Raw genomic sequence first — 26742 nt, forward strand, 5'->3', positions numbered from 1 at the left:
ATGACCGACCCCGTATCGACGAAGCCCATGGTTAAGGCCGAGGATCTGCCCTATCGCCCCTGTGTCGGGATCATGGTGCTGAACCGGGAGGGTCTGGTCTGGTCCGGCCGGCGCATTCCGCAAGGCAATTCCGAGTATGACGGATCACCGCAACTCTGGCAGATGCCCCAGGGCGGCATCGATCCCGGCGAAGATGCGCTGCCCGCCGCCATGCGCGAACTCTACGAGGAAACCGGCATGAAGACCGTTTCGCTTCTGGCCGAGGCGAGCCGCTGGATCAATTACGACCTGCCTGCAGAACTGATCGGCATCGGCCTGAAAGGCAAGTTCCGCGGCCAGACCCAGCGCTGGTTCGCCTTCCGCTTTGAAGGCGACGAAAGCGAGATCGCCATCAACCCACCGCCTGGTGGTCACGAGGCGGAATTCGATGCCTGGGACTGGAAGCCGATTGAGGACTTGCCTGACCTCATCGTTCCGTTCAAGCGGCGCGTCTATGAAGAGGTCGTTGCAGAGTTCGCCCATTTGGCAGGGTAAACGAAGCTTCCGGTCCGCTCACGCCCCGCTCGCGAACTCGAAGCCTTCGTCGGCCCAGCCGGTCATACCGCCGATCATCACCTTGACCCTGCGCCCCAACCGCGCAAGCCGAAGCGCCGCCCGATCGGTGCCGTTGCAATGCGGTCCGGCGCAATAGACGACGAACAGCGTATCCTCGGGCCACTCCGCCATTTTCCGCTCGGTCATCTTGCCATGCGGCAGGTTGATTGCGGCAGGCACATGGGACTTTTCGAATAGCTTCGGCCCTCGCACGTCGAGCAGCACGAAGTCGGGATCACCCCGGCTGAGGGATTCGTGCACATCCCAGCAATCGGTCTCGAAGGAAAGCCTTGCAGTATAGTGCGCAGCAACGAGGGCAGGTTCGGCAGCGGGGATTTCACTCACAAGGCTCGACATGGCAGCATCCTTTCATTCGAACGATGAAAGAACGTTGCATTTTTGCCAGCTTCGATGAAACTGGCTTGAATGACAACATGCGTAAAGATCACGCCAATGGCGCAACATCATCGCGGTAACGACGCAGACGGGTATGGAACTGACGTGTCGATCGATGCGCCTCTGTCCGAAGACCCGCGGCAGACTTCGCCTTTCGCCATCTCGCCGCTCATCGGCCCACGCGTCGTGACGCTGGCCTATGATGGCCTCTGCACCTTCGAATTCGGCGTCGCCGCGGAAGTCTTCGGCCTCGCGCGACCCGAAATGGGGGAGGGCTGGTATCGTCATGCCACGGCAGCCATCGAAGCCGGACCTTTGCGCGCGGCCGGCGGACTGACCGTGATGGCAACCGGCGGGTTGGCGCTCCTCGAAGAAGCGGATCTGATCGTCGTGCCCGGCTGGCGTGGGATCGACGAGCCTGTCCCGAAGACGCTGCTTCAGGCCTTGCGCGCCGCGTATAGCCGAGGCGCCCGGCTGATGTCACTTTGCTCCGGTGTTGCAGTGCTTGCCGCCACCGGACTGCTCGACGGTCGCCGTGCCACCACGCATTGGCGCTATGCCGATGCGATTGCGGCACGCCATCCCGAAATCCGCCTCGATCCGGATGTGCTCTATGTCGATGAGGGTGAGATCCTGACCGCCGCCGGAAGCGCGGCCGGCATTGATCTCTGCCTGCATGTCGTCCGCCGCGATTTTGGCGCAGAGGCGGCCAACAGCGTCGCCCGGCGCCTCGTGGTCCCCCCCCATCGGGAGGGCGGCCAGGTACAATTCATCGTCAGGCCGGTGCCGCAGGAGCGCGAGGGTCAACGGCTCAGCCCCCTGATCGGCTGGATCGACGCCAATCTGCAGCGCGAGGTGACGCTCGCCGAAATGGCTGCACGGGCCGGCATGAGTACACGGACATTCCAGCGCCGGTTCCGTGACGCGACCGGTACGAGCCCGGGGGAGTTTCTGCTTGCCCGCAGGCTGCGCCACGCCTGCGACCTTCTGGAACGGCAGGCAAGACTGTCGCTCGATGACATTGCAGTCGCCTCGGGCTTCGGCACGCCGGCGACGCTGCGTCACCATTTTCGCACCCGCCTCTCCACAAGCCCTGCAGCTTATCGAGCCCGTTTTGCACAGGGATCCTGAGATGGCTTCGCTGGCGCACAGGGAAATATCAGCCGCAAAGAAATAGAGCCTGTAGTGGCGGCGATTCACAAACATCCCTGAATCACGGCGCGATTTTACCGTTCGGCGGATGCAGCCTCTTCGGCGCTTTCCTCGATCCGCTCCATATCATCGTCGGACAGGCCGAAATGATGGCCGATTTCGTGGATCAGCACATGAGTGATGATGTCACCCAGCGTCTCCTCGTTCTCGGCCCAATAGTCGAGGATCGGCCGGCGATAGAGCGTGATCCGGTTCGGCATCGTGCCCGTTTCCATGGAAAATCGCTCGGACAGACCCTGACCCTCGAAGAGGCCCAGAAGGTCGAAAGGCGTTTCGAGCGCCATGTCTTCGAACACTTCATCCGTCGGAAAGTCGGTGATCTCGATGATGAGATCCTTGCTCAGGTCGCGGAATTCTTGCGGCAGGTGGCCATAGGCCTCAATCGCCAGCGACTCGAACGTGCTGATCGTCGGGGCGTGCCGTTCATGCCAATCCTCGCTCTGGTCTATGCGGGCCATGAATACTCCTTACTGACCGCAGATATAGGATGTTTGCAGCGGCATTTCGAGAGTGAATTCAACAGAGGAATAAATTCTCATTTGAATCGGGTTGACTCTCGCGCGAAGCTCTGGAATCCATAGGAACAAATAGAGAACAATTCATCAGGAGAGATCGTCATGGGCGAGGGCCCTCAGGCGCGGGAGACGCTTTTTGCCTTGCGAGAGGCAATTGCCCGGATCGAGGGAAAGCCGGACCATGCCGCACGCCTGACAGCCGGCCTACACCCGGAGGCAGGTGAAGCGACACCAGAGGAGAGGCTGGAGGGACAGGGGCTCTTTGATGGCATGATGGACGAAATCCTTGCCCCGGGTACTTTGGTCGAACTCAGGGGTCTCCGGTTACAGCAGGCTGGCTCTGTGGCCGGCTTCGGCCTGGCCCTTGCCCTCATGGCTGCGGAAAAGAACGCGAAGGCAAGGCAGCGCCTGCTCTTGGTCGCCGACCCCCATGTCGTGCGCGAAGCCGGCCTTGCCTATGCACCCGGCCTCCACGACTTCGGCATGTCAACTGCCGGACTGGTCCATGCCCTGCCGCGCCGCATCGAGGATGCGTTGTGGCTCGCCGAGGCAGCCCTCACCTCGCGCGCCTTTTCCACCGTGCTTCTCGAAGTGCACGGCAATCCAAAGAAATTCGGCCTCACCGAGAGCCGGCGCCTGAGTCTCAAGGCGCGTGCCACCGGTGGAAGGCTTCTGATCCTCCGCCAGGCCGGCGAGGAAGAGGCTTCCAGCGCTTTTCTTCGCCTGTCTGTCGAACCCGCGCCGGCGGCGGCGCGCCATCTCGCCGACGGATCCCTGCTAAGCGGCAGCATCGGGTCTCCCGTCTTTCGCATCACCCCTGAGAAATCCCGCATCCCGGGCTCACCCGAACTCATTCTGGAGTGGAATTCCGATGACCGCCGCCTTCACCTTTTCGAACAGTTCCAACCATCCGGCCTCGGATCGCCGCATTCTGTCGCTCTTTTTCCCAAAGCTTCCGACCGACCGCATCGCCAGGCGGCGCTGGGGTCTCTCCTGGCGTTTGCTCCACGCCTCGACCGCGCATCCTGAACTTCCCCCGCTGGCCTGTGCCGGCCGGATCGCCAATGCCATGCGCATCACGGCACTGGATGAAACGGCGGAAAGCTTTGGCCTTCGGACCGGCCAGGGACTGGCGGAAGCCCGTGCCATTTGTCCGAGCCTCGATGTGGTGGAGGCGGATCCTGCCGCAGACCGCGCACTGCTCGGCGCCGTCGCCGACTGGTGCGACCGTTATACACCGCTGGTGGCGCTGGACGGCGACGACGGCCTGATGCTTGATATCACCGGCTGCGCGCATCTCTTCGGCGGCGAAGAAAGGCTGGTCGAGGATGTCGATCGCCGCCTGACCGCCTTCGGCCTTGCCGTCCGCATCTCGGTTGGTCCGACGCCGGGTCTGGCCCGTGCCTGCAGCCGCTTTGGCGGCCCGAGGCATATTGCAGCCTCAGAGTCCTCGGCAGCGCTCGCCCCCCTGCCGACCGTCGCTCTGCGGCTCCAATCCCAAACAGTGATGGATCTCGCCCGTGTCGGCCTGAAGACGGTTGGTGACCTTCTCGCGGCTCCGCGACCGCCGATCACCCGCCGTTTCGGGCGGGAACCGATGCTCCGCCTCGACCAGGCCCTTGGACGCGAGGGTGAGCCGATCTCACCCAGGCGCCATCTGCCGCTGCTGTCGGCCGAACGACGGCTCGCGGAACCGATCATGACAGAGGATCAGGTAATCGATCTCGCCGGTCGCCTCGCTGCGGGCCTGAAGACCTCGCTGGAGGCCCGTGGCGAAGGGGGCCGGCTGTTTGAGCTTCTCGTCTTCCGGGTCGACGGCCGGGTCTTCCGCATCGAGGTCGGCGCCTCGGCTCCCTTGCGCGACATCGCGCGCATCAAGGCACTCTTCGAGGAGCGACTTTCTGTCCTGCACGACGATCTCGAGGCTGGTTTCGGCTTCGAACTCGTCCGCCTCAATGTTCTCCTGAGCGAGACTTACGACACAAGCCAGGCCGAACTTGCCGGCGAGGAGGACAATCGCGAAGACCTCACGCGGTTCCTCGATCAGGTTTCGGCCCGTTTGGGTGAACGCGCACTCCGTCTGCCCGTGCCGCTTGCCAGCCATTGGCCGGAGAGAGCGTCGATCCATGCACCGACCACCGATGCGCTGAAGGAACTCGACCATCCGCCAGCGCGGACAGAAGTGGTCGCGAGACCGGTTCGAGGCCTGCGCCCCTTGCGCCTGCTCGATCGCCCCGAACAGGTCGAGGTGATGTCCGCCGTTCCGGACGGCCCGCCGGCAAGCTTTCGCTGGCGCCGTGTCCAGCGGCGCATCCTGCGGGCGGAGGGGCCGGAACGCCTTGCCCCGGAATGGTGGGTCGATGGCGAGGACGCCCCGCCCCGGGATTATTTCCGCATCGAGGATACCGACGGCCAGCGCTTCTGGCTTTATCGCCAGGGCCTTTACGAGCGGCGGACCGTGACCCCGTCCTGGTTCCTCCAGGGCTTCTTTGCGTGAGGCACGCGCCATGACCACGACCCCCTTTTACGAGATCGGACTGCGCAGCAACTTCTCCTTTCTGGACGGCGCCTCCCATGCCGAGGAACTGGTGCAGCAGGCGCTTCTCATCGGCCTCTCGGGTCTCGGCCTCGCCGACCGAAACACGGTTGCCGGTGTCGTGCGTCTGCATGCCTCGGCCAAGCTGAACGGTCTCGAGTTCCGACCCGGTGCCCGCCTGGTCTTTGACGACGAAACGCCCGAGCTTCTCGCCTATCCGATGAACCGCAAGGGATGGGGCAATCTCTGCCGCATGCTGAGCGAGGGAAATCTGCGGTCGAAAAAGGGCATCTGCACGCTTTGGGAGAAGGATCTTCTTGACTGGTCGGAACATCTTCTTTTCATCGCCATGCCTCCCTCACTGCCCAAGGCTGCCGATGTCGAGAGATTCGAGATCCGTCTTGCCCATATTCGACCCTGGCTTGGGGATCGGCTCCACCTCGCCCTTGTTCCTCGCTATGACGGCTTCGACCAGAAGACCTTCGGCGAACTCGATGGGATAGCGAGAAGACTCGATCTTCCCCTGATCGCGACAAATGATGCCCTTTATCATGCGCCGGAACGCAAACCCGTGGCCGATGTTGTCGTCGCGATCAAAGAGCATGTGACCATCGCCGAAGCCGGCTTGCGCCTGCATGCCCATGCCGAACGGCACCTGAAGAGCCCCGCCGAAATGGCCCGTCTTCTGAGCGCCTGGCCCGTGGCACTCGACAACAACATCCGTTTCTTTAGTCGGCTTAAGTTCTCTCTCGATGAACTGTCGCATCAGTATCCCGACGAAATCTTCGATGGCGAATCCCCGGCTCTGGCCCTGCGCCGGCTGACCTATGAAGGCGCGCGAAAACGTTATCCGGACGAAATTCCGAGGAAAGTCCTTGGCCTGCTCGACTACGAACTCAAGCTGATCGCGGAGAAGCGTTACGAGCCCTATTTTCTCACCGTCTACCGGATCGTCTGCCATGCGCGCGAGGAGGGTATCCTGTGCCAGGGCCGCGGATCGGCCGCCAATTCCGCCGTCTGTTTCTGCCTCGGCATCACAGAGGTGGACCCGCAAAAGACGACCCTGCTCTTCGATCGCTTCATTTCCACCGAACGCGACGAACCGCCCGATATCGACGTCGATTTCGAGCATGCGAAGCGCGAAGAGGTGATCCGGTTCATCTACGAGACTTACGGCCGGGAGCATGCGGCACTGACCGCTGCCGTCATCAGCTACCGCGCCCGTTCCGCCGGTCGCGAGGTCGCCAAGGCCTTCGGCCTGTCGGATGATGTACAGTCCGCACTCGCCGGTTCGATCTGGGGCTGGTGGACCAGCCATTTCACCGAAGACCAGGCCAAGGCCGCCGGGCTCGACCTCAAGGATCCGACCACACGGAACGTCCTCGCCTATGCGCAGGCCTTGCAGAATTTTCCCCGGCATCTCTCCCAGCATGTCGGCGGCTTCGTCATCACCCGGGACCGCCTGGACGAAGTGGTTCCGATCATGAACACGGCGGACGGCCGCTATATGGTCGAATGGGACAAGGACGACCTCGATACGCTGAAGATCCTCAAGATCGACGTGCTGGCACTCGGCATGCTCACCTGCCTCGCCAAGGCTTTCAAGCTGCTGTCCATCCATCACGACCGCCACGAGACCCTCGCCTCGGTCAACGAAGATCAGCGCACAGAAGTCTACGACATGATTTGCCGCGCCGACACCCTCGGTGTCTTCCAGATAGAAAGCCGGGCGCAAATGAGCATGCTGCCGCGGCTGAAACCACGCGTTTTCTACGATCTTGTCATTGAGGTCGCCATCGTCCGCCCCGGCCCGATTCAGGGCAACATGGTCCATCCCTATCTCAAACGCCGCGCAGACAAGCTCGCGGGCCGCCCGATCGACTATCCAAGCCCCGAACTCCGGCAAGTGCTCGAGCGCACGCTGGGCGTGCCCCTCTTCCAGGAGCAGGCCATGCAGATCGCCATCACTGCCGCCGGTTTTACACCCGCCGAAGCCGACAGGCTGCGCCGCGCCATGGCCACCTTCCGCCGCACCGGCCAGGTCTCCAGCTTCCAGAAGCGTATGGTCGAAGGCATGGTCGAGCGCGGTTACGACCCTGAATTCGCGGCTCGCTGCTTCAGCCAGATCGAGGGTTTCGGCGAATACGGCTTCCCCGAAAGCCATGCGGCCTCTTTCGCCCTGCTCGTCTATGTCTCCTGTTGGTTCAAGGCCTTCTATCCGGACATCTTCTGCGCCGCGATCCTGAATTCCCAGCCGATGGGCTTCTATGCGCCGGGCCAGTTGGTGCGCGATGCCCGCGAACACGGCGTTGAGATGAGGCCCGTCGACGTCAATCATTCCGTCTGGGATTGTACGCTGGAAGGCGATGAGCAAGGGCAGTCGGCCTTTGACCCCGCCCGCATCGCATCCCGTCACCGTTCCATGACCGGCGTGATCAAGAGCCGCCACGCCGTTCGTCTCGGCTTTCGGCAGATCAAGGGAATTTCCGAAAGCGAGATGGCACGGCTCGTCGAGAGGCGCGGTGCGGGTTATGATTCCATCCGTGATCTCTGGCTGCGCACGCGCCTGCCCCGCACGGTGATCGAGAAACTCGCCGATGCCGACTGTTTTTCCTCTCTCGGTCTCAACCGTCGCGATGCCCTCTGGGCCGCCCAGGCGCTTGATGCGGGAGCGGCCGTCGAAAATCTGCCGCTCTTCCTGGCGCTTCCGGGCCAGGATCTGCAGCAGGAAGTCGAGGTCGACCTGCCCCGCATGCTGCCGGGCGAAGAAGTGCTCAGTGATTATCGTACACTATCCTTTTCGCTCAAGGCTCACCCCTTGTCCTTCCTGCGCGAAGCCATGCATCGGGCCGGCCTCAAATCGGCGGCCGATCTCGAAACCCTGGCCCATGGCGCCAAGGTCGAGATCGCCGGACTTGTCCTGGTGCGTCAGCGCCCGGGATCGGCCAAGGGTGTGATCTTCATGACCCTGGAGGACGAAACAGGCACGATGAACGCCATCGTCTGGCCCAAAACCTTCGAGCTTTATCGACCGGTGGTCATGGGCGCGAGGCTGGTTGCCCTGCGCGGCCGACTGCAAAAGGCACATGGGGTCATCCATGTCGTGGCCGACCATCTCGTCGATGCCAGCGCTCGTCTTGGCCTGCTGCTCGAAGACCTCAAGACCTTCGATACGCTTGCCCATGCTGACGAGGTCCGCCGGCCGGGCATCGACCCGCGTCAGGCAAGACACGAGAAACAGGCCCGGAACCAACCGATAAAGCCACCTCCTGCACTGCCAGCTGCCGCACCGCCCCCAGGACATCCAAGACGCAGCGCCATGGCCGAGTTGATGCCCAAGGGCCGTAACTTCCACTGAAGCCCACTCTGGGGCCCGACGGATCGACCAGCCCTTTGCCTGCGAATTTTCTTGACAAAGCCCATCTTGTTTAAGAGAAAGGCGAGAGTAAGTGTCATGTTTGACGAGTGACCCGACCATGCTGGTCTGCAGCTGCAATTACATCACCGACAAGGACATACAGGCCGTCATCACCGAGATGCTCGATGATGATTGTTGGCAGCTGATCGTTCCTGGCAAGGTCTACCACGCCATGAGCAAGCGTGGCCGTTGTTGTGGATGTTTCCCAAATGTCGTCGATATCATCATTCGCACGACTGCGGAGTATCACGCCGCCCGCAAGACCGAAGAAACCAAGGTCGTCAATTTCATGGAGCGGCTCAAGCAATTCCACGAAGAGCAGAAGGCGGCATTGGCAGAGCGCCGCCAGGCCATGGCAGCTGCGCGCCGGGCTGCCGGCTGATCTCCAGATCTTTCATCGCACAGGGCAGGATTTACCTGCCCTTTTTCATGGAAACCGAAGACCGGGGTCCTGTGCCACGGTTCCATTCAGCACCGTCGGACCCTCACCCGAAAATTAGAATGCTTCTAAAGCGGCTCGACACGGGAAGACAGCGGCGCTAGAGTTGCCGCTTCCGAATTCACAAAAAGGATGAACATCATGAAGGGTGATCCGAAGGTCATCGAACGGCTCAACGAAGCTCTGTTTCTCGAGCTTGGCGCCGTCAATCAGTACTGGCTGCACTACCGCCTGCTCAACGACTGGGGCTATACGAAGCTCGCCAAGAAAGAGCGTGCCGAATCGATCGAGGAAATGCAGCACGCCGACAAGATCATCGACCGGATCATCTTCCTGGAAGGCCACCCGAACCTGCAGCAGGTTGCTCCCCTCCGTATCGGCCAGAACGTCAAGGAAGTGCTGGAAGCCGATCTCGCCGGAGAATATGATGCCCGGACCTCCTACAAGGCCTCGCGCGACATCTGTCACCAGGCTGGCGATTACGTCTCGATGAAGATCTTCGAACAGCTCCTCATCGATGAAGAAGGTCACATTGATTTCCTGGAGACGCAGCTCGAGCTTCTTTCCAAGATCGGCGAAGAGAAATACGGCCAGCTCAACGCAGATTCGGCCGACTCCGCCGAATAATCTGCAGTTGCAGCCAATGACAGAGGCCCCGTCCTGAACGGACACCCGAAAACTGGACCTCCAATTTCGGGAAGCCGTTCACGCGGGGCTTCATTTTTGTTTCCAGGTCCTGATGACCTGGCCGCGCCCGCGATCCTCGCCGAGGGATCAGCGGTCCCGCCGTGCCATGAACGCCAGTCGCTCGAAAAGATGCACGTCCTGCTCATTCTTCAATAACGCGCCGTGCAGCTTGGGAAGGGCGCTTTTCGATTCGCCGCGCAGATCGGCCGGATCGACATCCTCGGCGACCAGAAGCCGGATCCAGTCGAGCGCTTCCGATGTCGACGGCTTTTTCCGAAGACCTGGCGTTTCGCGGATCTCGTAGAACTGGGTCAACGCGTTGCGAAGCAGTGTCTTCTTGATACCGGGATAATGCACCTCGACGATCCGTTCCAGCGTCTCTGAATCGGGGAACCGGATGTAATGAAAGAAGCAGCGGCGCAGAAAGGCGTCTGGCAGCTCCTTCTCGTTGTTCGAGGTGATGATCACGATCGGTCGCACCCGGGCCATGACCGTTTCACCGGTCTCGTAGACATGAAACTCCATCCGGTCGAGTTCCTGCAGCAGGTCGTTGGGGAATTCAATGTCAGCCTTGTCGATCTCGTCGATCAGCAAAACGCATTTCCGCGCAGCGACAAAAGCCTGCCACAGCTTGCCTTTGCGAATGTAGTTGTTGACGTCGTTGACGCGGGCATCACCAAGCTGGCTGTCACGCAGGCGCGATACGGCGTCATACTCGTAAAGCCCCTGCTGCGCCTTTGTCGTCGACTTGACGTTCCATTCCAGCATGTCGAGGCCGAGAGCGGTCGCAACCTGACGGGCAAGCTCGGTCTTGCCAGTGCCTGGCTCCCCTTTGACCAGCAACGGCCGCTCCAGCCGGATCGCGGCATTGACCGCAATCATCAGGTCCTTGTCGGCAACGTAGTCGGCGGTTCCCTGAAACTGCATCTTGCATGAGCCTCTTTCATTCATGGGCGCAACCTAATGACGAGCCTCAAGGGGTGCAAGCGCGGTCACGGCTTTCACCCTATTCACCAGATAAAGCTTGTGTTTTGGCGCCAATCTGACAGGCTGTTTTCCACGAACGCTGATGCGTGTCCGTCTGCAAGCGCCCCATCCCCCAAGGACGGAATTTCAGGCACCGGACATCACCGACCTTCTCCACGACCCCATTATCACCGTCCGGACAAACGTGTTCGGCGGCCAAGACCCGCACAATGGCGGGCCCCGTGAACGGAAGGACCCAAAGTCCGACCCGCCGGTCATCTGGGCGCCTGCCACGACCGCAGCCTCCCCGCTGCAGGAGATACCCATGAGCAGACACATCTATTCCATCGGCGACACAGTGGTTCTGAAGGACGGCCCCGTCCGTCTTGCCCGCAGCAATGGCGCCTGCAAGGTACTGGCGACCCTGCCCGAGACAGGCGGAAGCCGCCAGTACAGGGTCCGCTTTGAAAGCGAGAGCTTCGATCGTTGCATCGCCGAAACCGACATTGATCCCAGCCGCAGCAAGGCCTCCGCCCGGGCAATGGCTCCTGCAAACACCCCGAAGAAGGAAAACACATCATGGCTAAAGGCCAACAGCGTTCGAACCGCGAAGTAAGGAAGCCGAAGCAGGACAAGTCCAAGCCGTCCGCGGCCCCGGTTTCGACCTTCACGACCCAGATCAAGAATGCAGAGTCAGCCGCCCCCAAGAAGCGCTGAGAAGACAAGACCCGGACCCCTCGCAGAGGTCTGTCCGGGCGACTCTCTCCCGCCAGTGCGGGCGCCTTCCCCTCAGCATTGACCTTTCCCTTTTGGGCAGAGATGCGCTATGGGCTGGCCATGACTTTGACCTCTTTCACCCTATTGCTCGGCGGCAGCCTGGCCGTCACGGATCGCCTGCGGGCGCTGACCACGGGAAGCCGCGTGATCGCGGCCGATGGCGGCATGCGCCATGCGACGAAACTCGGTGTGACACCCGAGCTATGGGTCGGCGATTTTGACAGCAGCGACACCACTCTGATCGAGCGCTTTCCTGACGTCGAACGGCGAACCTACCCCGCCGCCAAGGCCGTCACAGACGGTGAAATCGCAGTCGCCGAAGCAATCGCACGCGGCGCCACCCGGCTGATTTTCGCCGGCGCTCTCGGAGGCGAGCGGTCCGACCATGCACTGCAGCACTACCTGAACGCGCTCGGCCTGGTCGAAGACGGCTACGAGGTCGTGCTCACCTCAGGCGAGGAAGAGGCCTATCCCTTTGTCGAACAGAGCGAACTCGCGCTCGAATTGCCCAAGGGTGCGCTTTTCTCCGTGCTCGGCTTCACCATGCTCGAAGGCCTGACAATCCGAAACGCACGCTATCCGCTCCAGGATTTCCGGCTGCCCTTCGGCTCGTCGCGCACGATTTCCAACATCGCTGAGGGCCCGATCTCGGTCTCCCTTTCCCGTGGCCGGGCCATGCTGCTCGCCCGCCCTTACGATCTTTCCGGAGCCTGAAACCTTGGCGCCTCCCATTCTCAAACTCGATGACATCCAGCTTTCTTTCGGTGGTACGCCGCTGCTCGCCGGCGCGGGCCTTCAGGTCGAACCGGGAGACCGGATCTGCCTCGTCGGCCGCAACGGCTCCGGCAAATCGACACTCATGAAGATCGCCGCCGGAATTGTCGAAGCGCAGTCCGGCGAGGTTTTCCGCCATCCGTCCTCGACGATCCGCTATCTGGAGCAGGCACCGGATTTCGACGGCTATTCCAGCGTTCAGGCCTATGCCGAGGCGGGGCTCGGACCAGGCGATGATCCCTATCGTGTCACCTATCTGCTCGAACACCTCGGCCTCACCGGCCAGGAAGACCCACAGCAACTCTCAGGCGGCGAGGCACGCCGCGCAGCACTCGCCCGGGTCCTGGCGCCGGAGCCGGACATCCTGATGCTCGACGAGCCGACCAACCATCTCGATCTGCCGACGATCGAATGGCTGGAAGGGGAACTGTCGAAGAGCCGCAGCGCACTTGTTCTCATCTCCCACGACCGACGCTTCCTGGAAAAGATCTCGACCGCCACCGTCTGGCTTGATCGTGGCCTGTCACGCCGGCTGAACCGCGGCTTTGCTCATTTCGAGGAGTGGCGCGACCAGGTCCTCGAAGAGGAAGAGATCGAGCAGCACAAGCTCGGCCGCCAGATCGAGCGGGAGGAGCACTGGCTGCGTTATGGCGTTACCGCGCGTCGCAAGCGCAACATGCGCCGCCTCGGCAACCTGCAGACGTTGAGGGCCAATTACCGCGGCCACAAGGGACCGCAGGGAACGATTCAGGCGTCCGCCACAGAAGGCAAGGAAAGCGGCAAGCTCGTCATCGAGGCCGACAAGATCACCAAGACCTATGGTGACCGTGCCATCGTCGCACCGTTTTCGATCCGCGTGCATCGCGGCGACTGCATCGGTCTGATCGGACCCAATGGTGCAGGCAAGACGACACTGCTCAAGATGCTGACGGGCCAGCTGGCACCAGATGAAGGTGTCGTGAAACTCGGCACCAATCTCGAGATCGCCGTGCTCGACCAGAAGCGTGAGGACCTCAATCCGGAAGACACACTCTCCCACTATCTGACCGACGGCCGCGGGGAGAATCTGCTGGTCAATGGCGAACAGAAGCACGTCACCGGCTACATGAAGGACTTCCTCTTCCAGCCGGAACAGGCTCGCACCCCGATCCGCAACCTGTCAGGCGGCGAACGTGCGCGCCTGATGCTGGCGCGCATCATGGCCAAGCCTTCGAACCTGCTCATTCTCGATGAACCCACCAACGATCTCGACATCGAGACACTCGATCTGCTGCAGGAAATCGTCGCTGGCTATTCCGGCACCGTCATCCTTGTCAGCCATGACCGCGACTTCCTCGATCGCACGGTCACCTCGACGATTGCGCCAGCAAATCCGGATGCGCCCGATGGCCGCTGGATCGAATATGCCGGTGGCTATTCCGATATGCTCGCCCAGCGCAAGGGCGTCGAGGACGAGCGCAAGCGGGTGGAAAAGGCCGAGAAAGCAAAGGCGCAGGAAGCATCGGGCGGCAAGCCCGCAGACTCAGGCTCGAAGGGTAAGGGCAAGCTCTCCTTCAAACAGAAATTTGCGCTCGAAAACCTACCCAGGGAAATGGAAAAGGCGGAGAAAGAAATCGCCGCACGCGAAGGCAAGATGGCTGATCCCAACCTCTTCACTAAGGATCCGGCAAGCTTCAACAAGCTCGCCGCCGAAATGGAAAAGCTGCGCGCCGACATCACCCGCATGGAAGAGGAATGGCTGGAACTCGAAATGCTGCGTGAGGAACTGGAGGGCTGAAGGCCTTAGTTCCTCGCCATCATCCGAAGCTTGGCGTCTTCCAACATCAAGGCCGCTGCGACTGAATGTTCGCACCTTGCGCTCAAAGTCCCAGCGCGCTATCTCAAGTCTGCTCTAACGGGGTGCCTTCCGGTTTTCGTAGCCGGAATGCTGAGAGGCTTCATGCCAACCCGCGGAACCTGATCCGGTTAAGACCGGCGGAGGGATTAGACGCGACGATTTCAGGCGCCCTATCCCGACAGCAATGATGATTGAGGAGGAGGGCGCTATGCGACCCAGGACTGTTTCCATGCTTATCGGCGGCCTTTCGACCGCCATTCTCGGCTTCGTTTTGCCGGCCGCAGCTGCCGAGAAGACGCTCACCGTCTACACCTATGAGAGCTTCGTCTCCGAATGGGGCCCCGGCCCCAAGGTTAAGGAAGCCTTCGAGAAGACCTGTGACTGCACGGTCACTTTTGTCGGCGTTGCCGATGGCGTTGCGCTCCTCACCCGGCTCAAGCTGGAAGGTGAGACATCCAAGGCCGATGTCGTGCTCGGGCTCGATACCAACCTCGTCGAGGAAGCCAAGCAGACCGGCCTGTTTGAACAACACAGCGTCGATGCCGCCGCAGTGAAGGTGCCTGGCGGCTTCAGCGACGATGTCTTCCTGCCGTATGACTACGGCCATTTCGCCGTGATCTACGACACGGAGGCGATCAAGACGCCGCCAAAGAGCCTGAAGGAACTGGTTGAGGGCGATCCGTCGCAGAAGATCGTCATTCAGGATCCGCGCACCTCGACGCCGGGCCTCGGCCTGCTGCTCTGGGTGAAGTCGGTCTATGGCGACAAGGCGCCGGAAGCCTGGGCAAAGCTCAAGGACCGCGTGCTCACCGTCACGCCCGGCTGGTCGGAAGCCTATGGCTTGTTCACCAAGGGTGAAGCGCCGATGGTGCTCTCCTACACCACCTCGCCGGCTTATCACATGGTCGCCGAAGAAACCGACCGCTACCAGGCGGCGGAATTCTCCGAGGGCCATTACATCCAGATCGAAGTCGCCGGCCTCCTAAAAAATGCGCCGGAGAAGGAACTGGCCCGCCAGTTTCTCGCCTTCATGCTTGAGCCCGGATTTCAGGACACGATCCCGACCAACAACTGGATGATGCCGGTCGCGTCCACGTCGGAACCTCTGCCGGAAGCCTTTGGCAAGCTGGTCCAGCCGAAGACGACCTTCCTGATGGCTCCCCCCGAAGTCGCGGCCAACAGACAGGCCTGGATCGACGAATGGCTCAAAGCGATGACGCTGAAATAGTATCGTATGATCCGCCCGATCCACCAGTCACGACGACAGAGGCTGCCCGCGCTTGCGGGTGGCCTTTTCGTTCTGCTGGTCGTGACGGCTTTCGTCGGCATCGCGCTGACGGCCCTCCTCGCGGGACGATTGTCGGGCGGTCTTCTCTCCGCCTTCGCTGATCCCGTCATCCGCTCGGTTCTTTCTTTTACGCTCTGGCAGGCCTTTCTCTCCACGCTTCTTTCCGTGGGCTTGGCCCTGCCGGTCGCCAGTGCACTCGCCAGACAGCCGGCTTTTCCGGGTCGCATCTGGCTGATCCGGCTGATGGCCGTGCCGATGGGATTGCCAGTCCTGATCGGCGCGCTCGGGCTGATTGGCATCTTCGGCAGAAGCGGCATCGTCAACAATACGCTGACAGGACTTGGCCTCGACCAGCCAATCTCGATCTACGGGCTGACCGGCATCCTCGTCGCCCATGTCTTCTTCAACCTGCCGCTGGCAACCCGCCTGATGCTGTCAGCCCTTGAGCGGGTGCCGGCGGAATACTGGCGCATGTCGGCAAGCCTCGGATTTTCGCCGTTTTCCACCTTCCGCTTCATCGAGTGGCCGGTTCTGGCCCGTGTGATCCCCGGAGCAGCAGGTCTGATCTTCATGCTCTGTGTAACGAGTTTCACGTTGGTGCTGATCTTCGGTGGTGGCCCTGCGGCAACGACCATTGAAGTTGCCATCTACCAGGCGCTGCGCTTCGACTTCAACCCGGAGCGCGCCGTGTCGCTGGCGCTCCTGCAGATCACGGTGACAGGCCTGATCCTCGCTGGCCTGAGCTTCCTGCCGGCAGCACCTGATACCGGTGTTACCAGCGGTCGACACTTCCCACGATTCGACGGACGGCGTCCGCTTGTCCGCCTCGCCGACGGGCTGCTCCTGTTGTTTGCCACGCTTTTCCTCATCCTGCCGCTCGGCCAGGTGGTCGTCTCCGGCCTGCAGGCTGATCTCGGTCGACTTCTCTCCCAGGCGGCCTTTCAACAGGCATCCTTCACCAGTCTGGGTGTGGCTTTCTCTGCGGGGCTGCTTGCCACTCTGCTTGCCTATGGTGTGATCGCAGCTCGCGCCGACATCGCGACGGCTCGCGCACAAAATGCCGGCAACCGCATCTTCTCGCTTGCGCTCGCCGCGGTCTCCTCGCTGGTCTTGCTCGTCCCCACCAGCGTCCTCGCCACAGGCTGGTTCCTGGCTTTGAGACCTCGGGGCGAGGTCGCGACCTTCGCACCCTTCATCGTCACAGGCATAAACGCCCTGATGGCACTGCCCTTTGCGGTGCGCGTGCTGGAACCCACCTATCGAGAGCACCGGGCTCGCACCGGACACTTGGCCGAAAGCCTCGGCCTCTCCGTCACCCAGCGCCTGCGCCGCGTCGATTGGCCGGTCCTGAAACGGCCGTTCTTGACGGCACTCGCCTTCGCCATGACGCTGTCGCTCGGTGACCTCGGGGCAGTCGCTCTCTTCGGCTCTGAAAACATCTTGACCCTACCCGCCCTTATCTATGCCCGGATGGGCAGCTATCGCAGCACCGATGCCGATGGGCTCGCCCTTATTCTTGGTGCAATTTGTCTGGTGCTGGCGCTGATCGGAGCGCCGGGAACGCGTATCGCCCCCAACAACCCTCGGGAGAGAACCGATGCGTGATGAAGCCTCGACCGGCATCCGCCTCGACGACGTCCACCTGACGCTTGGGAACCGCGCCTTCCATTTCGACTGCGGTTTCGAGCGCGGACGGATCACAGCCGTCGTCGGTCCCTCGGGCTCAGGCAAGTCGACTTTGCTGAACCTCGTCTCGGGCTTTGAGCGGCCGGCCAGCGGCCGTATCGAGATCGCCGGACGTGATGTGACAGATCTGGCACCAGCGGAGCGCCCTGTTTCTCTGGTCTTCCAGGACAACAACCTGTTTTCCCATCTCGACCTCTTCACAAACATCGGGCTCGGCATCCATCCGGCAATGCGCCTGACACCTGCCGATCGCAGGGCGATCTCCGATGCTCTGACGCGCGTCGGACTCCCGGGATATGAACGTCGTCTGCCGGGCTCGCTCTCGGGTGGCGAGCGGCAACGCGTGGCCTTTGCCCGCGCGCTGGTGCGCCACCGCCCGGTTCTGCTGCTCGATGAGCCATTTGCAGCCCTTGATCCAGGCCTGCGTGCCGCTATGGTCGAACTGCTCGTAGACCTCCATGCCGAAACCCGCGCCACGGTCCTGATCGTCACCCACGACCCACGCGATGTGGAGCGGCTGGCAGACGATGTCATCTTCATCGATGATGGACATGTGCTCGTGAAGACCGACAAGACGACCTTCTTCCAGAGCCACGACATTGCTGCCGTGCAGAACTTCCTCGGCGAGCATGCCTTTACACGCCAATCGCCTTAATTTGGTCGTCCACGCCTGCCATGCGCGTCAGGAATAGTTGTTCCTTCGGCAAGACCATTGGTCATTTCCTCTGGCGTGACTATCTTCTGGAGCATGCGGTGTTTTCGCACTATGTGAAGGACTGCCGGATCGGTGCGAGGCGATGGCGGCAGAGGGCAATTGATGCTGCACCCGGCGGTCGGCCAATTCGGCAATCGTCCGGGCTCAGGTGAAGGGGCAGGATGCAGTTTTTGAGCCGGAACAGCGCGATGGCTGCCGAAGTGAATCGGCAGAGACGGCCATTCAGGCTCGCGTCGAGCGTAGCCGTGCTGGTTTCTGTGGGGCTGGTCCTGTCGTCCTGCCAGTCTCTGTTCGAGCAGGCCTATGAGCCGTCTGTCGCACCATCCAGCAATCCGCAGATCGTCGACGAAGTCCAGAAGGGCGACCCGCGCGCCCAGATGGGAGCCCGCGAGCATCCCCGCATCGTCGCTTCCTATGGCGGCGAATATTCCGACTCCAAGACCGAACGTCTCGTCGCCCGCATCGCGGGCGCGCTGACAGCCGTCTCGGAAAACCCGAATCAGTCCTATCGCATCACCATCCTCAACTCGCCCGCGATCAACGCCTTCGCGCTGCCGGGCGGTTATCTCTATGTCACGCGCGGTCTTCTGGCGCTCGCCAATGACGCGTCTGAAGTCGCAGCCGTGCTCAGCCACGAGATGGCGCATGTGACCGCAAACCACGGTATCGAACGCCAGCGCCGCGAAGAGGCAGAGGTCATTGCGAGCCGCGTCGTGGCCGAAGTGCTCTCCAGCGATCTTGCCGGCAAGCAGGCATTGGCCCGCGGCAAGCTGCGGCTTGCCGCCTTCTCGCGCCAGCAGGAACTGCAGGCAGACGTCATCGGCGTTCGCACGCTTGGCGAAGCCGGATATGATCCTTATGCCGCCGCCCGCTTCCTCGATTCCATGGCGCGCTACAGCCAGTTCACCTCGGTCGATCCGGATGCTGACCAGAGCCTGGACTTCCTGTCGAGCCATCCGAACGCTCCACAGCGTGTCGAGCTCGCCAAGCGTCACGCCCGCGTCTTCGGCCCTGAAGGCACGCATGGCGAGACAGGCCGCGACTATTACCTCAACGGCATCGACGGCCTGCTCTACGGCGACAGCCCGCAGGAGGGTTTCGTGCGTGGCCAGACCTTCCTGCACGGCCAGCTCGGCATCCGCTTCGATGTTCCGGTCGGTTTTCAGATCGACAACAAGGTCGAAGCCGTCCTTGCCACCGGTCCCGGCGATGTCGCGATCCGGTTCGACGGCGTGGCGGACAGTCAGAAGATCAGTCTGCCGAACTACATCTCGAGCGGCTGGGTCACCGGTTTGCTGCCGGACACCATACAGACGATCACCGTCAACGGGCTTGAAGCCGCAACGGCCCGCGCGTCCGCCGATCGCTGGGACTTCGACATAACCGTCATCCGCATCGGTCCCCAGATTTTCCGCTTCCTGACTGCCGTGCCGAAGGGCAGTCCGGCGCTGGAAACGACAGCTGCCCAGCTGCGAGCATCCTTCCGGCGCATCACGTCTCAGGAGGCGGCTTCGCTGAAGCCGCTGCGCGTCCGTGTTGTAACAGTCGGTGCCAATGACAATATCGGCACCTTGTCCGCCCGGATGATGGGCACCGACCGCAAGCTAGAGCTCTTCCGGATGATCAACGCTCTGGGTGCAACCTCGACAGTCAAGCCAGGCGCGCGCGTGAAGATCATTTCCGAGTAGTGCGCCGAGCCGGCACGCTGGATTGATCTATCCATCTCGACATTGACATGATGCATGTCATTATGACATGAACAATGTCATGAACAAGCAGGAACAGCTTTACCGTCTGATTTGGTTGTCGCGGCCGCTCATGCAGGCAGCAGAGGCGCGTGTCGAACAGGCGCTTGATGGCACCGGCTTGACAGTCCGGATGCGGGCGGTCCTTGAGATACTTCACGTCCATGGCGATGCCACTGTTCCTGAGATTGCGCTCAAGCTCGAAATCCAGCGACAGTACGTCCAGGTTATGGTCAATGAGACGCTGGCGGAAGGCCTTACCGTTGGCGAACCTAATCCGCGGCACAGAAGGTCCACGAAAATCGCCTTGACCCCCAAGGGTAAAAGGCTGATCGAAGAGGTGATCACACGTGAAAACCACATCGTGCAGCGCATGGCGACAGGAATCCGCGCAGAGGACATCGCCACCGCGCTCAACGTCGTCACCAAGATGATTGCGGAGTTGAAAGCTGACGCAGAGGATCAATCGGCATGATGCCAGGCTATCTCTTGCTCCTGCCCGCCCTCGCACTGCTCGTTTGGCTCGCTGATGGGATTAGAAGGATCGGCGCGGTCAGTCATGGCACGCCTATTGGCAAACGTCCTGGAACGGCCTTGCTGCTGATCGATCTCCAGGCCGTGTTCTGGGATGAGGGCCACTACGACGAAGCGGCAAAAGCAGCCGCTCAATCGGCCATCCTGAACGCCGTGAGCGCCGCCAAGGCTGCAGATTCACCGGTGATTGCCGTGAGGCAAGAGTGGTCCATTCCCTCGACGAAGGTCATCGCCAAGCTGACAATGCAGGGCAAGGCGGTCGAGGGTACGCCCGGAACACAGATTGCAGCGCCGTTCGAAGGACTTGCAGACCACGTTTTGATCAAGAGAGTCCAGGATGCGTTCGAAACGGGCGAGCTCGATCGACTTCTCGAACGGCTTGATGTGGGAACGCTTCGAATTGCAGGGCTGGATTTGAGCTATTGCGTAGCCAGGACTGCGCTCGCGGCACTTCGGCGCGGATATCATGTCGAGTTGATCACCCGCGCAAGCCTGTGCGAAAACCAGACCGCGGCTGATCGCACCCGCGACATGCTTTCCTCAAAGGGCGTACATCTGCGATAATCCGGCCACGGGCAATTCCGGAACATCCTTACACAACACGGAAAGGCCGGTGTCTCCACCGGCCCCTCTTTCGTGGAGTTTCTTGATTTAGCTCACATCGCCAGTTCAAGACGCGCCGAGCTTGGCGCCTTGTCGGTGAGCGCCACTTTCAGCTTCTCCAGCGCCCGCGTCTCGATCTGGCGGACCCGCTCCTTGGAAATGCCGAGTTCGGCGCCAAGTTCTTCGAGCGTTGCACCATCCTCCGTCAAACGTCGGGCCTTGATGATGCGGCTTTCCCTCTCGTTGAGGCGATTCATGGCCTCCCTCAACCAGCCATTCCAGCGTTCACCATCGATGATCGACGTAACCTGCTCGTCCGGTAGCGCTTCCTTGCTTTCCAGCATCTCGAGCTGCTCCGTACCTTCGCCGTTCTTGCCGGCGACGGGAGTCTGAAGCGAGGCATCATTGCCGGATAGGCGCGCATCCATGGACTGGACATCGGAGAGGCTGACACCGAGTGCGGATGCGATTTCCTGATGAATTGCCTGATCGGAAAGGCGATTGTCGCCCTGGGCGAGCTTGGCACGCAAGCGGCGCAGATTGAAGAACAGCGCCTTCTGGCTGGAGCTTGTCCCGCCGCGGACGATGGACCAGTTGCGCAGGATGTAATCCTGCATCGAAGCCCGGATCCACCATCCGGCATAGGTAGAGAACCGCACCTCTCGACCCGGGTCGAAACGCGCAGCAGCCTCGAGAAGCCCGATATACCCTTCCTGGATCAGATCGTTCAGAGGCAATCCAAATCCGCGGAACTTGGACGCCATGGCGATGACGAGGCGCATGTGGGCTTGCGCGATGCGATTGCGCGCACCTTGATCGTCATGCTCCTTCCAGCGGATTGCAAGGTCGAGTTCTTCCTCACGCTCCAGGTAGGGCTGCGACATGGCATACTTGATGATGTGTCTGTCAGCGGATATGGCTTTCATCGGACATCTCCATGGTCTCTAGGACCGCAGGCCTGTTGCAGGCCCTGTTGCCGGCATTGTTTCCTGAACGGCTGAACGTCGGACAGGTTCCAACAGAATGCCAGGTGCGGTGGTTGCGTCGCTCTCTTCTGCTTCTCTGACCTCAACTACGCACCCCCTGCGACATCGGATTGGCGCGCAGGGTTGCGACCACAGGCCGAAGAGGCCTGATCACGGAAAAGTGAGAGATTGGCGGGAGACACGCCGCAGGGAATGTTGCCGAAACGCAAAGCGGCGCGGGTCACCCCGCGCCGCTGAAGTCGAGCCAGAAATGTGTTTTCAGGCCGAGAGTGCCTGAAACTCGGCGAGGATGGCATCGCCCATCTCGACCGTACCAACCTGACGGCAACCCTCGGCCATGATGTCGCCGGTACGGATGCCCTTGTCGAGGACGTTAGCGATAGCCTTCTCCAGACGATCGGCCTCCGCAACCATGTTGAAGGAATAGCGCAGGCACATGGCGAACGAGGCAATCATGGCGATCGGGTTGGCGACACCCGTGCCGGCGATGTCAGGGGCCGAACCGTGCACCGGCTCATAGAGTGCCTTGCGCTTGCCCGTCTTCGCATCCGGAGCACCAAGCGAGGCGGAAGGCAGCATACCTAGTGAGCCCGTCAGCATGGCCGCGACGTCGGAGAGCATGTCGCCGAACAGATTGTCAGTCACGATGACGTCGAACTGCTTCGGCGCACGGACGAGCTGCATGCCGCCGGCGTCGGCCAGCATGTGGTCGAGCTTGACGTCGGAGAACTTCTCCTTGTGCGTCGCGGTCACGACCTGGTTCCACAGGACGCCGGACTTCATGACGTTGCGCTTTTCCATCGAGCAGACGCGGTTGCCACGGGTCCGGGCCAGTTCGAAGGCGACGGCCGAGATGCGTTCGATTTCGTAGGTGTCGTAGACCTGGGTATCGATGGCGCGCTTCTGGCCATTGCCGAGATCGGTGATGGTCTTCGGCTCACCGAAATAGACGCCACCGGTCAGCTCGCGAACGATGAGGATATCGAGACCCTCGACCAGCTCAGGCTTCAGCGAGGAAGCATTGGCAAGCGCCGGGTAGCAGATGGCCGGGCGCAGATTGGCGAAAAGCTCGAGATCCTTGCGCAGGCGCAGCAGTCCGGCTTCCGGGCGTACCTCGTAGGGCACGTCATCCCACTTCGGACCACCCACGGCACCGAACAGCACGGCGTCGGCAGAAAGCGCCTTTGCCATGTCTTCTTCTGAAATCGCCGCCCCATGGGCGTCATAGGCGGAGCCCCCGACGAGACCTTCGTCCGTCACGAACCCGGCACCCTGCGCCTCATTCATATAGGCAATGATCTTGCGAACTTCGGTCATGGCCTCTGGGCCGATGCCGTCACCGGGCAGCAGAAGAAGATTGCGAGCCGTCATGGAAACCCTCCACTCGAATAGAAGTCGCGGCTTCTTACGCCCGGGGCACGGCCATTTCAAGCGAGATAGGCCGGAAACGGTACGCATCGAGGTCTGCCATGACAGGGATAACGCCGTTGACCGCAGACCGGCTGCGGGTCCAAAAAGGCGCCTCTGCCAATTGGACCCATCCCACATGCCGCTCTCGCCGCTCCATATCGAAACTCCCCTGCTCAGAACCGCCGCCGACTACAGTGCCAGCGGCCTGCCGCTCTGGCTGAAGATCGATGCATTGCAGCCTTCCGGCAGCTTCAAGCTGAGAGGCGTTGGCCTTCTCTGCCAGCACGAGGTTGCGAAGGGTGCGAAGGAGATCTTCTGCGCGTCCGGCGGCAACGCCGGGATCGCAGCCGCGGTGGCGGGCCGCGCATTGCAGGTCCCGGTAACCATCGTCGTCCCCGAAACGACATCCGAAGCGGTTCGTGCCCGCATCGCGGCAACCGGCGCCAATGTACTCGTCCACGGGCAGGTTTTCGATGAGGCCAATGCCCATGCCGTTGCGCTCGCCGCCGAACGCAGGGCCGCCTATGTCCATCCCTATGACCACCCGCTGCTCTGGGAAGGTCATGCCACCTTGATCGATGAGGTGGTGAAATCAGGCGCAGCCTTCGACTGCGTGATCACCAGCGTCGGCGGCGGTGGGCTTCTGGCCGGCATTGTCGAGGGCCTGCGCCGCAATGGCTTGCCGGACATCCCCGTTGTCGCGGTCGAAACAGAAGGTGCGGCCTCCCTGAATGCCGCGGTCGCTGCGAAAGAGCGCGTGACCCTGCCGGCGATCACCTCGATCGCCAATTCGCTTGGCGCACGGCAGGTCGCACAGCATGTCTTCGACTTGCTGGACACCCATCCGATCGAGAGCGTCACGGTAACCGATGCACAGGCTGTCGCGGCCTGCCTGAAATTCGCCGATGCGCAGCGGATTCTGGTCGAACCGGCCTGTGGTGCAGCACTCGCCGTTGCAGATGTGCATGCCGATCTGCTGTCGCGCTTCAAGGCGCCGCTCGTCGAGGTGTGCGGCGGGATCGGCGTGTCGCTCGCGTCACTCGAGACATGGCGCACGCGCTTCCTCTGAACCAATAAAAAAGCCGGGCTCACGCCCGGCTTGATTGTCTCACATCCGCCTGGTCTCAGGCCCAGGGGCGCTGCGCAGCGTTGGACTGTTCGAAACTCGTGATATTCGATGCCTTTTCGAGCGTCAGGCCGATGTCATCGAGGCCGTTTAGCAGGCAATGGCGCTTGAAGGCATCGATTTCGAACGAGATCCGGCCGCCATCGGGACCGGTGATTTCCGAGGCTTCCAGATCGACGGTCAGCACGGCATTCGAACCGCGGCTAGCGTCATCCATCAGCTTGTCCAGATCGCTGTGGCTGACGATGATCGGCAGGATGCCGTTCTTGAAGCAGTTGTTGTAGAAAATATCGGCGAAGGACGTCGAGATCACGCAGCGGATACCGAAGTCCAGCAAGGCCCAGGGAGCATGTTCGCGCGAGGAACCGCAGCCGAAATTGTCGCCGGCAACGAGGATCTGCGCATTGCGGTAGGCCGGCTTGTTCAGGACGAAATCCGGGTTCTCCGAACCGTCTTCCTTGTAGCGAGCCTCCGCGAAGAGGCCAGTGCCGAGACCGGTGCGCTTGATGGTCTTCAGATAGTCCTTCGGAATGATCATGTCCGTGTCGACGTTGACGACCGGAAGCGGTGCTGCGACACCGGTGAGCTTTACGAACTTGTCCATCAATCTGCCTTCGATCTGGCTAATGCGGGTTTGGTGTCCCGCCCATAGAGCAAAACCGCGAGAAATTGAAGGAGATTCTTGCAAATGACGGATGCGGGCCCGCAGGATTTGCCCACGTGTCTATCCTCTCACCCGCGCGCGGGTCGGAGACGGATCGCAGTCCTGAACGATCAGAGATCGATGATGGTGCCCTTGCCGTCGTTCCAGACGCGCACGCCCTCGCTCGGTTTTGCCTTCGCATAGACCGGAGCGCGCTTCGTCTTGCCCATCAGCATGCGAGCACCGAGCGTCACGGTGAGGAGCGCCCCGATGACAAGCGTCAGCGAGACCGCGAAAGCGGCTGCGATACCGACAAATGCGAGGCCGGCAATGGCATAGGCGGCAGAGCGGATATTTTGCATGATCGTGTCCTTTCTCGCCAGCCAAGGTGGCCCTTCTTCTCCAGCATTGCAAGGGGCTTTCACCCAATTGTCATCTTGCGTGGTCGGCCAAAGCTTGCCAGAACTCGCCCATGACTTCAGAGCCATTCTCCTTTCGCTTTCACCACCCCTCTCGGTTGCGTCGGTCCGTGCTGACGGTGCCGGCGGTCAACGAACGGGCCCTGCAAAAGGTGCCTAGCCTCGACTGCGACGCGGTGATTTTCGACCTCGAGGACTCGGTTGCCGAAGACCGGAAGGCGGAAGCGCGAGACAAGCTTCTGACATTCCTGACGAATTCTGACCTCGGACATCGCGAGCGCATCATTCGCATCAACGCGACGGATACACCCCATTTTCTCGAGGACATGAACCTCATCCTTGCTGCAGCGCCCGACGCCGTCCTTCTCCCGAAGGTCGAAGAGCCGGTGACGGTTCAGGACGTTGCGGATCGTCTCGGCGAGCACGCTGCGGCGGAAGGTCTCAGGATCTGGGCAATGATCGAAACCCCGCGCGGCATCCTCAACGGTGCAGCGATCGCCTCCGCCGGCCGGACAAGCGACAGCCGGCTCGATGCCTTGGTCGTCGGCTTGAACGACCTGCGCAAGGCGACCGGCATCCCGGAGGCGCCGGGGCGCACCTATCTCGTGCCTTATCTGATGCAGGTCGTGCTCGCGGCCCGTGCCTATGGACTTGATGTCATCGACAGTGTCTCGAACGATTTCCGCGATCTCGAAGCTCTGTCAGCCGAGTGCGCGCAAGGGCGCGGCATGGGGTTCGACGGAAAGATGCTGATCCATCCGGCCCAGATCAGTCCCGCCAACCAACATTTCGGACCCGACGAGGCGGCAATCATCGACGCCCGCATAGTGGCCAATGCTTTCGCCGACCCGGCCCATGCGGGCCTCAACGTCATCAACATCGATGGGCGCATGATCGAGAAGCTGCATGCCGAGGAGGCGACGCGCCTTCTCGCCAAGGTCGCCCTGATCGACGCCAGAAAGGACAAGTCACCATGAAAGTCTATCGTTTCCTCACCGGCCCTGACGATTCCAGCTTCTGCCACCGCGTCACCGATGCCCTCAACAAGGGTTGGGAACTGCATGGCTCCCCGAGCCACTCCTTCAATGCGGCCGAGAACAAGATGTATTGCGGCCAGGCCGTGGTGAAGACCGTGCATGGCAAGGACTATGATCCGTCGATGAAACTCGGCGAGCAATAGCCAGCTCGCCACACAGCCGGCGAGGGCGAAACTGGCTTTCCGGCGCGCTGCCCGGCTGTGCCTCCATGCCTGGCCGAACCCCATTGATTCGCAGTCCGGACAGGGGTAAAACGCCTTGTTCCGTGGTGATTTGGCCGGCCGGCTTGCAGCCACGTAAAATAAGTCGCTAAAGGGCCGAGGCGAGTTATCAGACTTTCCGAGGACCGGTGGCGATATTGAAGCCGCCGGTATTTTTGTTTCCGCGGTCCGAAGACCG

General features: G+C 61.5%; 26 protein-coding genes and 2 riboswitches. Of the genes, 19 read left to right on the top strand and 7 right to left on the bottom strand.

Going from position 1 to position 26742, the window contains the following annotated elements; genetic code table 11:
- Positions 1-534, top strand: a complete 534-nt coding sequence (locus QTL56_RS14495) for an RNA pyrophosphohydrolase (RefSeq protein WP_245137308.1) — start codon at positions 1-3, stop codon at positions 532-534.
- 18 nt (positions 535-552) lie between these two features.
- Here QTL56_RS14495 and QTL56_RS14500 read toward each other — a convergent pair whose 3' ends face one another.
- Positions 553-951 (bottom strand): rhodanese-like domain-containing protein, encoded by a 399-nt coding sequence (locus tag QTL56_RS14500; protein ID WP_245137307.1) that lies wholly within the window; start codon positions 949-951, stop codon positions 553-555.
- Between the two features lie 96 nt (positions 952-1047).
- Between QTL56_RS14500 and ftrA the strand changes: the two genes are divergently transcribed.
- Positions 1048-2121, top strand: coding sequence for a transcriptional regulator FtrA (gene ftrA, locus QTL56_RS14505; RefSeq protein ID WP_245137306.1), 1074 nt, complete (start codon positions 1048-1050; stop codon positions 2119-2121).
- 95 nt (positions 2122-2216) lie between these two features.
- On the opposite strand, the gene QTL56_RS14510 is transcribed toward ftrA, so the two are convergent.
- Positions 2217-2660, bottom strand: coding sequence for a metallopeptidase family protein (locus QTL56_RS14510; RefSeq protein ID WP_229575223.1), 444 nt, complete (start codon positions 2658-2660; stop codon positions 2217-2219).
- A 159-nt stretch (positions 2661-2819) separates the two neighbouring features.
- Here QTL56_RS14510 and QTL56_RS14515 point away from each other — a divergent pair, with 159 nt between their 5' ends.
- The 5 genes from QTL56_RS14515 to bfr all read left to right on the top strand — a co-directional run bounded on the left by QTL56_RS14515 (position 2820) and on the right by bfr (position 9737).
- A complete protein-coding gene (locus tag QTL56_RS14515) occupies positions 2820-3746 on the top strand; it encodes an ImuA family protein (protein ID WP_245137305.1) in 927 nt (308 codons plus the stop codon).
- 40 nt (positions 3747-3786) lie between these two features.
- Positions 3787-5214 carry a Y-family DNA polymerase gene (locus QTL56_RS14520; protein WP_245137486.1) on the top strand — a complete coding sequence of 476 codons (1428 nt, stop codon included), beginning with the start codon at positions 3787-3789 and terminating at the stop codon, positions 5212-5214.
- Positions 5215-5224: 10 nt separating this feature from the next.
- Entirely contained in the window at positions 5225-8611 is a 3387-nt protein-coding gene (locus QTL56_RS14525; protein WP_245137304.1) for an error-prone DNA polymerase, read from the top strand.
- A gap of 118 nt (positions 8612-8729) precedes the next feature.
- On the top strand, positions 8730-9053 hold the full coding sequence (locus QTL56_RS14530) for a (2Fe-2S)-binding protein (RefSeq protein WP_229575226.1): 324 nt from the start codon (positions 8730-8732) through the stop codon (positions 9051-9053).
- Positions 9054-9251: 198 nt separating this feature from the next.
- The gene (gene bfr / locus QTL56_RS14535; RefSeq protein WP_229575227.1) at positions 9252-9737 is read left to right on the top strand and encodes a bacterioferritin; all 486 of its coding nucleotides are present in this window, start codon (positions 9252-9254) and stop codon (positions 9735-9737) included.
- 147 nt (positions 9738-9884) lie between these two features.
- Here bfr and QTL56_RS14540 read toward each other — a convergent pair whose 3' ends face one another.
- Positions 9885-10724, bottom strand: coding sequence for an AAA family ATPase (locus QTL56_RS14540; RefSeq protein ID WP_245137303.1), 840 nt, complete (start codon positions 10722-10724; stop codon positions 9885-9887).
- A gap of 364 nt (positions 10725-11088) precedes the next feature.
- On the opposite strand from QTL56_RS14540, the gene QTL56_RS14545 reads away from it, so the two are divergent.
- The 9 genes from QTL56_RS14545 (at position 11089) to QTL56_RS14585 (ending at position 20683) form a co-directional block, all read left to right on the top strand.
- Positions 11089-11379 carry a cold-shock protein gene (locus QTL56_RS14545; RefSeq protein ID WP_245137302.1) on the top strand — a complete coding sequence of 97 codons (291 nt, stop codon included), beginning with the start codon at positions 11089-11091 and terminating at the stop codon, positions 11377-11379.
- 221 nt (positions 11380-11600) lie between these two features.
- Positions 11601-12254 (top strand): thiamine diphosphokinase, encoded by a 654-nt coding sequence (locus tag QTL56_RS14550; protein ID WP_245137301.1) that lies wholly within the window; start codon positions 11601-11603, stop codon positions 12252-12254.
- Positions 12255-12258: 4 nt separating this feature from the next.
- Positions 12259-14091: an ABC-F family ATP-binding cassette domain-containing protein gene (locus QTL56_RS14555; RefSeq protein ID WP_245137300.1), complete on the top strand. Its 1833-nt coding sequence runs from the start codon at positions 12259-12261 to the stop codon at positions 14089-14091.
- A 108-nt stretch (positions 14092-14199) separates the two neighbouring features.
- A riboswitch (TPP riboswitch) is annotated at positions 14200-14314 on the top strand.
- Positions 14315-14380: 66 nt separating this feature from the next.
- Positions 14381-15379, top strand: a complete 999-nt coding sequence (thiB, locus tag QTL56_RS14560) for a thiamine ABC transporter substrate binding subunit (RefSeq protein ID WP_229575232.1) — start codon at positions 14381-14383, stop codon at positions 15377-15379.
- 6 nt (positions 15380-15385) lie between these two features.
- Positions 15386-17044 (top strand): thiamine/thiamine pyrophosphate ABC transporter permease, encoded by a 1659-nt coding sequence (gene thiP, locus QTL56_RS14565; protein WP_245137299.1) that lies wholly within the window; start codon positions 15386-15388, stop codon positions 17042-17044.
- The gene (locus tag QTL56_RS14570; protein ID WP_245137298.1) at positions 17037-17780 is read left to right on the top strand and encodes a thiamine ABC transporter ATP-binding protein; all 744 of its coding nucleotides are present in this window, start codon (positions 17037-17039) and stop codon (positions 17778-17780) included. Before thiP ends, QTL56_RS14570 begins: the two co-directional genes overlap by 8 nt.
- A 221-nt stretch (positions 17781-18001) precedes the next feature.
- Entirely contained in the window at positions 18002-19528 is a 1527-nt protein-coding gene (locus QTL56_RS14575) for a M48 family metalloprotease (RefSeq protein WP_370660294.1), read from the top strand.
- Between the two features lie 79 nt (positions 19529-19607).
- Entirely contained in the window at positions 19608-20060 is a 453-nt protein-coding gene (locus tag QTL56_RS14580) for a MarR family winged helix-turn-helix transcriptional regulator (RefSeq protein ID WP_245137296.1), read from the top strand.
- On the top strand, positions 20057-20683 hold the full coding sequence (locus tag QTL56_RS14585) for a cysteine hydrolase family protein (RefSeq protein ID WP_245137295.1): 627 nt from the start codon (positions 20057-20059) through the stop codon (positions 20681-20683). Before QTL56_RS14580 ends, QTL56_RS14585 begins: the two co-directional genes overlap by 4 nt.
- A gap of 92 nt (positions 20684-20775) precedes the next feature.
- Here QTL56_RS14585 and QTL56_RS14590 read toward each other — a convergent pair whose 3' ends face one another.
- Both QTL56_RS14590 and leuB read right to left on the bottom strand, forming a co-directional pair.
- The gene (locus tag QTL56_RS14590; RefSeq protein ID WP_229575238.1) at positions 20776-21648 is read right to left on the bottom strand and encodes an RNA polymerase factor sigma-32; all 873 of its coding nucleotides are present in this window, start codon (positions 21646-21648) and stop codon (positions 20776-20778) included.
- Between the two features lie 318 nt (positions 21649-21966).
- Positions 21967-23079, bottom strand: coding sequence for a 3-isopropylmalate dehydrogenase (gene leuB / locus QTL56_RS14595; protein WP_229575239.1), 1113 nt, complete (start codon positions 23077-23079; stop codon positions 21967-21969).
- Between the two features lie 175 nt (positions 23080-23254).
- Between leuB and QTL56_RS14600 the strand changes: the two genes are divergently transcribed.
- On the top strand, positions 23255-24187 hold the full coding sequence (locus tag QTL56_RS14600) for a pyridoxal-phosphate dependent enzyme (RefSeq protein ID WP_245137294.1): 933 nt from the start codon (positions 23255-23257) through the stop codon (positions 24185-24187).
- Positions 24188-24242: 55 nt separating this feature from the next.
- Here QTL56_RS14600 and leuD read toward each other — a convergent pair whose 3' ends face one another.
- Together leuD and QTL56_RS14610 are read right to left on the bottom strand one after the other, a co-directional pair.
- Positions 24243-24848: a 3-isopropylmalate dehydratase small subunit gene (gene leuD, locus QTL56_RS14605; protein WP_245137293.1), complete on the bottom strand. Its 606-nt coding sequence runs from the start codon at positions 24846-24848 to the stop codon at positions 24243-24245.
- A 170-nt stretch (positions 24849-25018) separates the two neighbouring features.
- Positions 25019-25249 (bottom strand): hypothetical protein, encoded by a 231-nt coding sequence (locus QTL56_RS14610; RefSeq protein WP_229575242.1) that lies wholly within the window; start codon positions 25247-25249, stop codon positions 25019-25021.
- Positions 25250-25359: 110 nt separating this feature from the next.
- Here QTL56_RS14610 and QTL56_RS14615 point away from each other — a divergent pair, with 110 nt between their 5' ends.
- Together QTL56_RS14615 and QTL56_RS14620 are read left to right on the top strand one after the other, a co-directional pair.
- On the top strand, positions 25360-26283 hold the full coding sequence (locus QTL56_RS14615) for an HpcH/HpaI aldolase/citrate lyase family protein (protein WP_245137292.1): 924 nt from the start codon (positions 25360-25362) through the stop codon (positions 26281-26283).
- Positions 26280-26486, top strand: coding sequence for a DUF1737 domain-containing protein (locus QTL56_RS14620; RefSeq protein WP_229575244.1), 207 nt, complete (start codon positions 26280-26282; stop codon positions 26484-26486). The genes QTL56_RS14615 and QTL56_RS14620 overlap by 4 nt, the downstream gene beginning before the upstream one ends.
- Positions 26487-26598: 112 nt before the next feature.
- Positions 26599-26676, top strand: a riboswitch (SAM riboswitch).
- The last annotated feature ends 66 nt before the right edge of the window (positions 26677-26742 follow it).

It is taken from the genome of Peteryoungia algae (assembly GCF_030369675.1).
Lineage (GTDB): Bacteria > Pseudomonadota > Alphaproteobacteria > Rhizobiales > Rhizobiaceae > Allorhizobium > Allorhizobium algae.

Coding starts and splice junctions, on each gene's coding strand:
- QTL56_RS14515 (WP_245137305.1), top strand. CDS start 2,820: ATGGGCGAGGGCCCTCAGGCGCGGGAGACGCTTTTTGCCTTGCGAGAG.
- QTL56_RS14500 (WP_245137307.1), bottom strand. CDS start 951: ATGTCGAGCCTTGTGAGTGAAATCCCCGCTGCCGAACCTGCCCTCGTT.
- QTL56_RS14495 (WP_245137308.1), top strand. CDS start 1: ATGACCGACCCCGTATCGACGAAGCCCATGGTTAAGGCCGAGGATCTG.
- QTL56_RS14510 (WP_229575223.1), bottom strand. CDS start 2,660: ATGGCCCGCATAGACCAGAGCGAGGATTGGCATGAACGGCACGCCCCG.
- thiP (WP_245137299.1), top strand. CDS start 15,386: ATGATCCGCCCGATCCACCAGTCACGACGACAGAGGCTGCCCGCGCTT.
- QTL56_RS14580 (WP_245137296.1), top strand. CDS start 19,608: ATGAACAAGCAGGAACAGCTTTACCGTCTGATTTGGTTGTCGCGGCCG.
- leuD (WP_245137293.1), bottom strand. CDS start 24,848: ATGGACAAGTTCGTAAAGCTCACCGGTGTCGCAGCACCGCTTCCGGTC.
- QTL56_RS14600 (WP_245137294.1), top strand. CDS start 23,255: ATGCCGCTCTCGCCGCTCCATATCGAAACTCCCCTGCTCAGAACCGCC.
- QTL56_RS14575 (WP_370660294.1), top strand. CDS start 18,002: ATGCAGTTTTTGAGCCGGAACAGCGCGATGGCTGCCGAAGTGAATCGG.
- ftrA (WP_245137306.1), top strand. CDS start 1,048: ATGGCGCAACATCATCGCGGTAACGACGCAGACGGGTATGGAACTGAC.
- QTL56_RS14530 (WP_229575226.1), top strand. CDS start 8,730: ATGCTGGTCTGCAGCTGCAATTACATCACCGACAAGGACATACAGGCC.
- QTL56_RS14520 (WP_245137486.1), top strand. CDS start 3,787: ATGCGCATCACGGCACTGGATGAAACGGCGGAAAGCTTTGGCCTTCGG.
- QTL56_RS14615 (WP_245137292.1), top strand. CDS start 25,360: ATGACTTCAGAGCCATTCTCCTTTCGCTTTCACCACCCCTCTCGGTTG.
- QTL56_RS14525 (WP_245137304.1), top strand. CDS start 5,225: ATGACCACGACCCCCTTTTACGAGATCGGACTGCGCAGCAACTTCTCC.
- bfr (WP_229575227.1), top strand. CDS start 9,252: ATGAAGGGTGATCCGAAGGTCATCGAACGGCTCAACGAAGCTCTGTTT.
- QTL56_RS14540 (WP_245137303.1), bottom strand. CDS start 10,724: ATGCAGTTTCAGGGAACCGCCGACTACGTTGCCGACAAGGACCTGATG.
- QTL56_RS14550 (WP_245137301.1), top strand. CDS start 11,601: ATGACTTTGACCTCTTTCACCCTATTGCTCGGCGGCAGCCTGGCCGTC.
- QTL56_RS14590 (WP_229575238.1), bottom strand. CDS start 21,648: ATGAAAGCCATATCCGCTGACAGACACATCATCAAGTATGCCATGTCG.
- leuB (WP_229575239.1), bottom strand. CDS start 23,079: ATGACGGCTCGCAATCTTCTTCTGCTGCCCGGTGACGGCATCGGCCCA.
- QTL56_RS14545 (WP_245137302.1), top strand. CDS start 11,089: ATGAGCAGACACATCTATTCCATCGGCGACACAGTGGTTCTGAAGGAC.
- QTL56_RS14585 (WP_245137295.1), top strand. CDS start 20,057: ATGATGCCAGGCTATCTCTTGCTCCTGCCCGCCCTCGCACTGCTCGTT.
- thiB (WP_229575232.1), top strand. CDS start 14,381: ATGCTTATCGGCGGCCTTTCGACCGCCATTCTCGGCTTCGTTTTGCCG.
- QTL56_RS14610 (WP_229575242.1), bottom strand. CDS start 25,249: ATGCAAAATATCCGCTCTGCCGCCTATGCCATTGCCGGCCTCGCATTT.
- QTL56_RS14570 (WP_245137298.1), top strand. CDS start 17,037: ATGCGTGATGAAGCCTCGACCGGCATCCGCCTCGACGACGTCCACCTG.
- QTL56_RS14620 (WP_229575244.1), top strand. CDS start 26,280: ATGAAAGTCTATCGTTTCCTCACCGGCCCTGACGATTCCAGCTTCTGC.